Source organism: Microbacterium sp. NRRL B-14842 (assembly GCF_050470785.1).
On the sequence record NZ_JBFLUM010000068.1, the window covers coordinates 1 to 7,350 of the forward strand.

At 71.2% G+C, this 7,350-nt stretch carries 10 protein-coding genes; 5 read left to right on the plus strand and 5 right to left on the minus strand.

Features of this window, described 5'->3' with window-relative positions; translation table 11 throughout:
* A partial coding sequence (locus AB1285_RS24470; RefSeq protein ID WP_429978054.1) for a ChbG/HpnK family deacetylase occupies positions 1–265 on the minus strand: 265 nt, incomplete at its 3' end.
* The gene (locus AB1285_RS24475; protein WP_429978056.1) at positions 262–1,170 is read right to left on the minus strand and encodes an ROK family protein; all 909 of its coding nucleotides are present in this window, start codon (positions 1,168–1,170) and stop codon (positions 262–264) included. The genes AB1285_RS24475 and AB1285_RS24470, both read right to left, overlap by 4 nt.
* Positions 1,171–1,195: 25 nt before the next feature.
* On the opposite strand from AB1285_RS24475, the gene AB1285_RS24480 reads away from it, so the two are divergent.
* The gene (locus tag AB1285_RS24480) at positions 1,196–1,429 is read left to right on the plus strand and encodes a hypothetical protein (RefSeq protein WP_429978058.1); all 234 of its coding nucleotides are present in this window, start codon (positions 1,196–1,198) and stop codon (positions 1,427–1,429) included.
* Positions 1,430–1,656: 227 nt separating this feature from the next.
* Positions 1,657–2,184 carry a GNAT family N-acetyltransferase gene (locus AB1285_RS24485; RefSeq protein WP_268777081.1) on the plus strand — a complete coding sequence of 176 codons (528 nt, stop codon included), beginning with the start codon at positions 1,657–1,659 and terminating at the stop codon, positions 2,182–2,184.
* A gap of 12 nt (positions 2,185–2,196) precedes the next feature.
* Here AB1285_RS24485 and AB1285_RS24490 read toward each other — a convergent pair whose 3' ends face one another.
* Complete coding sequence (locus AB1285_RS24490) at positions 2,197–3,645, minus strand: gamma-aminobutyraldehyde dehydrogenase (protein WP_280567277.1); 1,449 nt, start codon at positions 3,643–3,645, stop codon at positions 2,197–2,199.
* A 99-nt stretch (positions 3,646–3,744) separates the two neighbouring features.
* Here AB1285_RS24490 and AB1285_RS24495 point away from each other — a divergent pair, with 99 nt between their 5' ends.
* The 3 genes from AB1285_RS24495 to AB1285_RS24505 are packed head-to-tail and all read left to right on the plus strand — an operon-like array spanning position 3,745 to position 5,989.
* The gene (locus tag AB1285_RS24495; RefSeq protein ID WP_025105441.1) at positions 3,745–4,212 is read left to right on the plus strand and encodes an Lrp/AsnC family transcriptional regulator; all 468 of its coding nucleotides are present in this window, start codon (positions 3,745–3,747) and stop codon (positions 4,210–4,212) included.
* Positions 4,213–4,238: 26 nt separating this feature from the next.
* On the plus strand, positions 4,239–5,642 hold the full coding sequence (locus AB1285_RS24500; protein WP_259953362.1) for an NAD(P)/FAD-dependent oxidoreductase: 1,404 nt from the start codon (positions 4,239–4,241) through the stop codon (positions 5,640–5,642).
* Positions 5,639–5,989, plus strand: a complete 351-nt coding sequence (locus AB1285_RS24505; protein ID WP_259953361.1) for a cupin domain-containing protein — start codon at positions 5,639–5,641, stop codon at positions 5,987–5,989. The genes AB1285_RS24500 and AB1285_RS24505 overlap by 4 nt, the downstream gene beginning before the upstream one ends.
* A 24-nt stretch (positions 5,990–6,013) precedes the next feature.
* On the opposite strand, the gene AB1285_RS24510 is transcribed toward AB1285_RS24505, so the two are convergent.
* Both AB1285_RS24510 and AB1285_RS24515 read right to left on the minus strand, forming a co-directional pair.
* Entirely contained in the window at positions 6,014–6,931 is a 918-nt protein-coding gene (locus AB1285_RS24510) for a DNA-methyltransferase (protein WP_259953423.1), read from the minus strand.
* Between the two features lie 77 nt (positions 6,932–7,008).
* Positions 7,009–7,350, minus strand: a 342-nt coding sequence (locus tag AB1285_RS24515; protein WP_429978060.1) for a lipoate--protein ligase family protein, incomplete at its 5' end; no start/stop codon positions are given.

Genomic DNA, 7,350 nt, shown 5'->3' on the forward strand with positions numbered 1-7,350 from the left:
GCCACCGGTATCGGCGCCACTCGCTCGTGAGGACGAGGTGCACGCCCACGTCGAGGTCCGGGTGCGCGGCGGCGAAGGCGAGTGCTTCCGGGGACCAGGCGCAGGGCACCATCACCGTCGCCGAGTCGATCCGCTCGCGGAGGAGGAGTCCGGAGATCGCCGCGTTCGCGGCATGGCACATCCCGAAGTCGTCGGCGTTGAGGATGACCGCCCTGGCACCGGACGGCAGCCCGAGTCGGTCGGCGAGAGCGGAGGAGGCGGTCATGGCGTGTCCTGTCGGGCGGTCAGCGGCCGGTGGCGGTGTGCGCGGGAGGGTGTGAGGATCCGGGTGAAGACGTCGGCGCGGAGCGCGGAGGCCGCCTCACCCACAGCTCCGACGAGCGGCGCCTCCGGACCGAACGCCGAGGCGAGGAAACGGAGCGGCAGCTGCGCGGCGAACTCGTCCGCGACCCGCTCGATCGCATCCAGGAGCGCCGGGTGCACCGCCTCCCCGCCGAGGATGAAGGCCTCGGGATCGAGCACGAGGGCGACGCTGCCCGCCGCGAGGAAGAGCCGTCGTCCGATCTCCGCGACGAGGGCCTGCGCCGCCTCGTCTCCGCGTTGCGCCGCCTCCAGGTGGGCGAGGAAAGGCGCGTCGACATCCAGTCCGAGCCCGAGGGCGAGGTCGCGCACCACCGCGGCGCCCGCGACCGGGGCGCCGATGGGCACCGGCGTCTGCGGGAGGTACATCACCTCGCCCGCCACTCCCGAGAACCCGCGATGCAGCGCCCCGTCGATCACGATGCCGGCGCCGAGGTCGTCGTCGAGCAGCAGCAGCGCGAAACTCGCGAGGTCGATGCCGACGCCGGTGGTCGACTCGGCGAGCGCGGCGAGGTTGACGTCGTTCTCGACGCGGACCGGGCAGTCGAGGGCTGCCGCGAGAGCCGAGCGGAAGGCGCCGCCGTCCGGTCCCTGGTCGTCGCGGATCGCACCGTCCGACGCGACGATGCCGGGCACTCCGACGACGGCGAGGTGGAGCGCGCCCTTCACGGATCGGCGGCAGGCCGCGACGAGGGCGGCGATGTGCGCGACCCGGTCCTCGCCCGCGGGGAAGGCGCCGTGCCGTTCGGCTCTGATGGTGCCGGTCGCGTCGACGAGGACGACGTGGGCGGCGTGATGGTCCACGTGCACGGCCGCCGCGACCCCGAGGGCGGGGGTGCAGAGCGACCCGGCCCGCCGCCGGTCCGCGGGTGTCGCGGTCGACCCCGGCCGCAGTGACGGCTCCCGCGGCGTCGAGCATCCGCAGTACCTGGGTCACGGCCGTGCGGGAGAGGCCGGTCGCCGCCATGAGCTCGGCCCTGGTCTGCGGTCCGCTCCGGGCGAGGCGCTCGAGGATCGCGCGGCCGTTGAGCGTGCGGAGCAGGGTCTGCGGTCCTGCGAGGGGTCGTGACATGCGGCGGAACCTCTGGGGGGTCGATTCTCGTGCGGAGTCGGTGCCCGCCAGCCTGCCACATCGCGTCGCACCCGTCGACCCGTCCTTCCCGGCTGCGTCGCCTGCACGACCCGGGCACGGCCGCACGACAGAACCCGGGATTCCTCCCCACAGACGCACCCGTGTCGTGCAGGTGTGACCGGGGAACCCGGAAGGACGTCGGCGGGCCCGCATAGGGTGGAGGGATGACGCCCCTGGTGATCCGAGACGCCGTCGCCGACGATGCCGAGGCCGTGGCCGGAGTGCACGTGCGGTCGTGGCAGGCGGCCTACGAGGGCCTCATCGACCAGGAGGTGCTGGACGGGCTGTCCGTCTCGGAACGGGCCGACGGGTGGCGCCGCATCTTCGCCGATCCGTTGCCCACGAGCCTCGGAACCCTGGTCGCGGAGCGCGACGGCACCGTCGTCGGCTGGGCGTCGTTCGGCTCTGGTCGCGACCCCGACGGCTTGGACGATGCCGAGCTGTACGGCATCTACGCCGACCCGACCGCGTGGTCGACGGGGGCGGGGCATGCCCTCCTCGACGCCGCCGAGCAGCGCATGATCGATGCCGGCCACACCCGCGCCTACCTCTGGGTCCTCGACGGCAACGACCGCGCCGACGGCTTCTACGCCCGGCACGGGTGGGAGCTCGACGGGGCCACGAAGATCGATCAGCGCCCGCAGTTCACGCTCCGGGAGCACCGCCGCGTCAAGCTCCTCGCCCTGCGCTGAACGACCGCCGCGTCAGTCGAGCGCGCTCATCACGTGCTTGATCCGGGTGTAGTCGTCGAAGCCGTACTGCGACAGGTCCTTCCCGTATCCGGAGTGCTTGAACCCGCCGTGCGGCATGTCCGACACGAACGGGATGTGGGTGTTGATCCAGACGCAGCCGAAGTCCAAGTCGCGGGAGAAGCGCATGGCCCTGGTGTGCTCCCGCGTCCACACCGAGGCGGCGAGCGCGTACGGCACGTCGTTCGCCATCGTGAGCGCCTCCTCCTCGGTATCGAAGGGCTGCACGGTGAGCACGGGTCCGAAGATCTCGCCCTGCACGACCTCGTCGTCCTGCTGCACGCCGGTCACGATGGTCGCCTCCCAGAAGTAACCGCGGTCGCCCTGCCGCCTCCCACCGGTGGCGATGGTCGCGTGCGCCGCAAGCCGGTCGATGAAGCCCTGCACCTGAGCGAGTTGGGCCGCGCTGCTCAGCGGTCCGTACAGCACGCCCTCTTCGTCCGGCACCCCGGTCCGCGCGTGCGTGCGGGTCCGCTCCACCAGTGCGGCGACGAGCTCGTCGTGCATCGACGCGTGCACGAGCACCCGGGTCGCCGCGGTGCAGTCCTGACCCGCGTTGAAGAAGGCCCCGGTGACGATGCCCTCGACCGCCTTCTCGATCGACGCGTCCGGGAAGACGATCGCGGGCGCCTTGCCGCCGAGCTCCAGGTGCACGCGCTTGACGTCGTCGGCCGCGGAGCGGGCCACGGCCATCCCCGCCCGCACCGAGCCGGTGATCGCCACCATCTGCGGTGTCGGATGCTCGACGAGGGCCGCTCCGGTCTCGCGGTCGCCGAGCACGACGTTGAGGGTGCCCGCGGGGGTGTGCGCGGCGACGATCTCCGCGAGCAGCAGCGTGGTGAGCGGCGTGGACTCGGCCGGCTTCAGCACGACGGTGTTGCCGGCGGCGAGCGCGGGAGCGATCTTCCACACCGCCATGTTCAGGGGGTAGTTCCACGGCGTCACCTGCCCGATCACGCCGATCGGCTCCCGGCGCACGAAGGAGGTGTGCCCGGGGAGGTACTCCGCGGCGGCTCGACCCTCGAGGCTCCGCGCGGCCCCGGCGAAGAACCGCAGCTGGTCCACCGACTGCAGGATCTCGTCGGCGACGAGCGTCGCCCGCGGCTTGCCGGTGTCCTTCGACTCGAGGTCGGCGAACTCCTCGGCCCGCGCGGCCATGTCCTCGGCGATGCGGAACAGGGCGAGTTGGCGCGCAGACGGCGGGGTGTCCCGCCAGGTCGGGAACGCCGCCGCGGCCGCGGCATACGCGGCATCCACGTCGGTGCGGTCGGAGATCGGGATCTCGCCGTAGGCTTCCTCCGTCACCGGATCGATGAGCGGCAGGCGCCCGCTCCCCGATGCGGTGACGGCGCGACCGCCGATGAAGTTCTGCAGGGGCACGGTCATCGTCGACGGTGAGGACATAGCGCCATGGTAGCCATCCGAGCGCGGAATCTGTAGCTTTTCGTCCACAGATCGACGGAATCAGTTGCGCAGGGCGGGTCAGAATGTCACGATCGGTACATGAGTCCGAAGACGCCTCCCCCCGCCCTCGACGACATCTCGAAGCGCATCGTCGAGTTGCTGCAGGAGGACGGGCGGCGTCCCTATGCGGAGATCGCCCGCGAAGTAGGGCTCAGCGAGGCCGCGGCCCGCCAGCGCGTGCAGCGCCTGACCGAATCGGGTCTGATCCAGATCGTCGCCGTGACCGACCCGCTGCAGCTCGGCTTCCACCGCATGTCGATGATCGGGATCCGGGTGTCCGGCGACCCCCGCGCGATCGCGGAGGAGCTCACGGCGATCCCCGAGCTGGCGTACGTCGTCGTCACCCTCGGGACGTTCGACATCCTCGTCGAGGCGGTGTGCGAGGACGACGACCATCTGCTCGACCTCATCGCCACCCGCATCCGCACCATCCCCGGCATCATCCAGACGGAGAGCCTGCTCTACGCCGGCCTCTACAAAGACCTCTACAACTGGGGAACGCGCTGACGCGCTCCCCTCGCATCGGAGTGAACATGGGCACCACGGTCTTCGAACGCCGTCGTCCTTCGCAGTCCGTCGTCGACGACGCCCTGCGCGACACGGCCCTGTCGGTCTTCTGGCTCGACGACGTCGAGCGGCCCGCGCATCCGCCGCTGCGCGGCACCGTGCACACGGACCTCGTGGTCGTCGGCGGCGGCTACACCGGGCTCTGGACGGCCGTGCGCGCGAAGGAGCGGGATCCGGAGCGGAAGGTGGTCCTCCTGGAGGCATCCCGCGTGGCCTGGGCGGCATCCGGGCGCAACGGCGGCTTCTGCGAGTCCAGCCTCACGCACGGCCACGAGAACGGCGTGAACCGCTGGCCCGAGGAGATCGACCGCCTCGAGGAGCTGGGCCACGAGAACCTCGACGGCATCGCCGAGACCGTGCGGCGGTACGACATGGATGCCGAGTTCGAGCGGACGGGCCAGCTCGCGGTCGCCGTGGAGCCGCATCAGGTCGAGTGGCTGCGCGAGGAGGAGGGCTTCCTCGACCGCGAGGCGGTGCAGGCGGAAGTGCATTCCCCCACGTTCCTCGCCGGCGCCTGGGATCGGGAGGGCAGCGCTCTCGTGCACCCGGCGAAGCTGGGCCTGGAGCTCGCACGGGTGGCCGTCGAGCTCGGCGTGGAGATCCACGAGCACAGCCTCGTCCGGCGGATCGAGGGCGCGGACTCCGGTCCGGTGACCCTCGTCACGGAGCACGGCCGGGTGACCGCCGACGCGGTGGCGCTCGCGACGAACGTGTTCCCCTCGCTCCTGAAGCGCAACCGCCTCATGACGGTCCCGGTGTACGACTACGTGCTGATGACGGAGCCGCTCTCGGCCGAGCAGCTCGCGTCCATCGGCTGGCGGAACCGTCAGGGGCTCGCCGACAGCGCCAACCAGTTCCACTACTACCGGCTCACCGCCGACGACCGGATCCTGTTCGGCGGCTACGACGCGGTGTACCACTTCGGCGGCAAGGTGCGCCCCGCGTACGAGGACCGGATGGAGAGCCACCGGCGCCTGGCCTCGCACTTCTTCACCACCTTCCCGCAGCTCGCCGGCCTCCGCTTCACGCACCGCTGGGCCGGAGCCATCGACTCCTCCAGCCGATTCTGCGCATTCTTCGGCACCGCCCGCGGCGGTCGGGTCGCCTACGCCACGGGGTTCACCGGACTCGGGGTCGGGGCCGCCCGGTTCGCGGCCGATGTCATGCTCGACAAGCTCGACGGCGAGGAGACCGAACGCACGCAGCTGCGGATGGTGCGCGAGAAGCCGATCCCGTTCCCGCCGGAGCCCGCCGCGTCCGTCGGCATCAACCTCGTCCGCGCCGCGATGGACAGGGCCGACCACAACGAGGGGCGCCGCAACCTGTTCCTGAAGACGCTCGACGCCCTCGGCATGGGCTTCGACTCGTGACCACGCTCACCCCAGGAGCCGTCGTCGACGCGGGGAACCTCGCGCTGACGCACGCCCCGCTGCCCGACGAGGACGTCCGCGACGGCGCACCGACCACGGCCTACACGGTGCTCGACGATGCCGGCGGGATCGAGATCGGCGTCTGGGAGATGACGCCGGGCACGGCGGTGGACGTCGAGGAGGACGAGGTGTTCGTCGTGCTCTCCGGTCGCGCGACCGTGGCGTTCACCGCACCCGCGCTCCCGCCCGTGGGACTCGGCCCAGGGTCAGTGATGCGGCTCACGGCCGGCATGCGGACGGTCTGGACCGTGAACGCGACCCTGCGGAAGGTCTCGATCGGGATCTGACGGCTCGTGCCGAGCGCGTCCCACTCAGGCCCGGCGGACCTCCGCGTGCGGGATGCGTGCGGCCATGACCCGCACCGCTTCCGGGTTGTCGTCCACGAGCACCGCCTCCCGACCGAGTGCGGAGGCCACCGCTCCGGTCGTGCCGCTGCCGGCGAAGAGGTCGAGCACCCGATCGCCCGGTCGGCTGGACGCGGTCACGATGCGCCGGAGGATGCCCTCGGGCTTCTGCGTCGGATAGCCCGTCTTCTCCCGTCCGGTCGTCGGGACGATCGTGTGCCACCAGACGTCGGTCGGGAGCTTGCCTCGTGCCGCCTTCTCCGCGGTCACCAGCCCCGGAGCCATGTACGGCTCCCGGTCGACGTCGTCGGAGTTGAACACGTACGTCCGCGGGTTCTTCACGTACACCAGGATCGTGTCGTGCTTGGTGGGCCACCGCCGCCGGGATTTCGCGCCGTAGTCGTACGCCCAGATGAGCTCGTTGAGGAAGCAGTCCCGGCCGAACACCGCGTCGAGCATGACCTTCGCGTAGTGCGCCTCGCGGTAGTCGAGGTGCAGGTAGAGGGTGCCGTCGTCGGCGAGCAGCCGCCAGGCCTCCTCCAGCCGCGGCATGAGGAAGGCGCCGTAGTCGTCGAAGCTGTCGTCGTACGCGCGCAGCATGCCGCGCACCCGCTCGTACCGGTGTCCGTGGAAGCCGTGCCGCACCTCCGGCCCGCCGACTGCGTGTTCAGAACTCAGGAGATCCGACGCGGTTTCGGCCGGTTGGGGGCTGCCCCCGTCCGGATCCGCCGATTCTTCCGGAGTTGTGAACGTGCGGCGGGCGGTGACCACCTGCCGCTCCCGCACTCTTCCGGTGTTGAACGGCGGGTCGAGGTAGACGAGCGTGAAGGACCCGGACGGCAGGGTCGCCGCGACGGCGAGGTTGTCCCCCTCGATCACCGACACCCGCCCCGGGACCTGGACCCCTGAGCCTGCACCCTGGGTCCCTGAGCCTGTCGAAGGGCCTGAGCCTGTCGAAGGGCTCACGGAACCCGATGCAGCCACGCGTCGGTCGAGAACTTCGACTCCACCAGAGCCTGCGCATCGGCGTACTCGTCCGGCGTGATGCCGCCCTCCTCGGCGGAGGTGAGCGAGCGGAACGTGTCCTTGAAGCGCTCGATGATCTCGGCGCGTTCCAGTCCGGTCTGGCTGCGCAGCGGGTCGACGCGCTTGGCGGCCGAGGTCGTGCCCTTGTCGCTGAGCTTCTCGCGGCCGATCCGCAGCACCTCGGTCATCATCTGGCCGTCGATGTCGTAGGAGAGGGTGGCGTGGTGCAGCACACCTCCGTTCGCGAGGCGCTTCTGCGCGGCGCCGCCGATCTTGCC

What these genes read in the sequence shown, in the direction of transcription:
- AB1285_RS24485 (WP_268777081.1), top strand. Translation starts at nt 1,657, where the DNA reads ATGACGCCCCTGGTGATCCGAGACGCCGTCGCCGACGATGCCGAGGCC.
- AB1285_RS24490 (WP_280567277.1), bottom strand. Translation starts at nt 3,645, where the DNA reads ATGTCCTCACCGTCGACGATGACCGTGCCCCTGCAGAACTTCATCGGC.
- AB1285_RS24495 (WP_025105441.1), top strand. Translation starts at nt 3,745, where the DNA reads ATGAGTCCGAAGACGCCTCCCCCCGCCCTCGACGACATCTCGAAGCGC.
- AB1285_RS24500 (WP_259953362.1), top strand. Translation starts at nt 4,239, where the DNA reads ATGGGCACCACGGTCTTCGAACGCCGTCGTCCTTCGCAGTCCGTCGTC.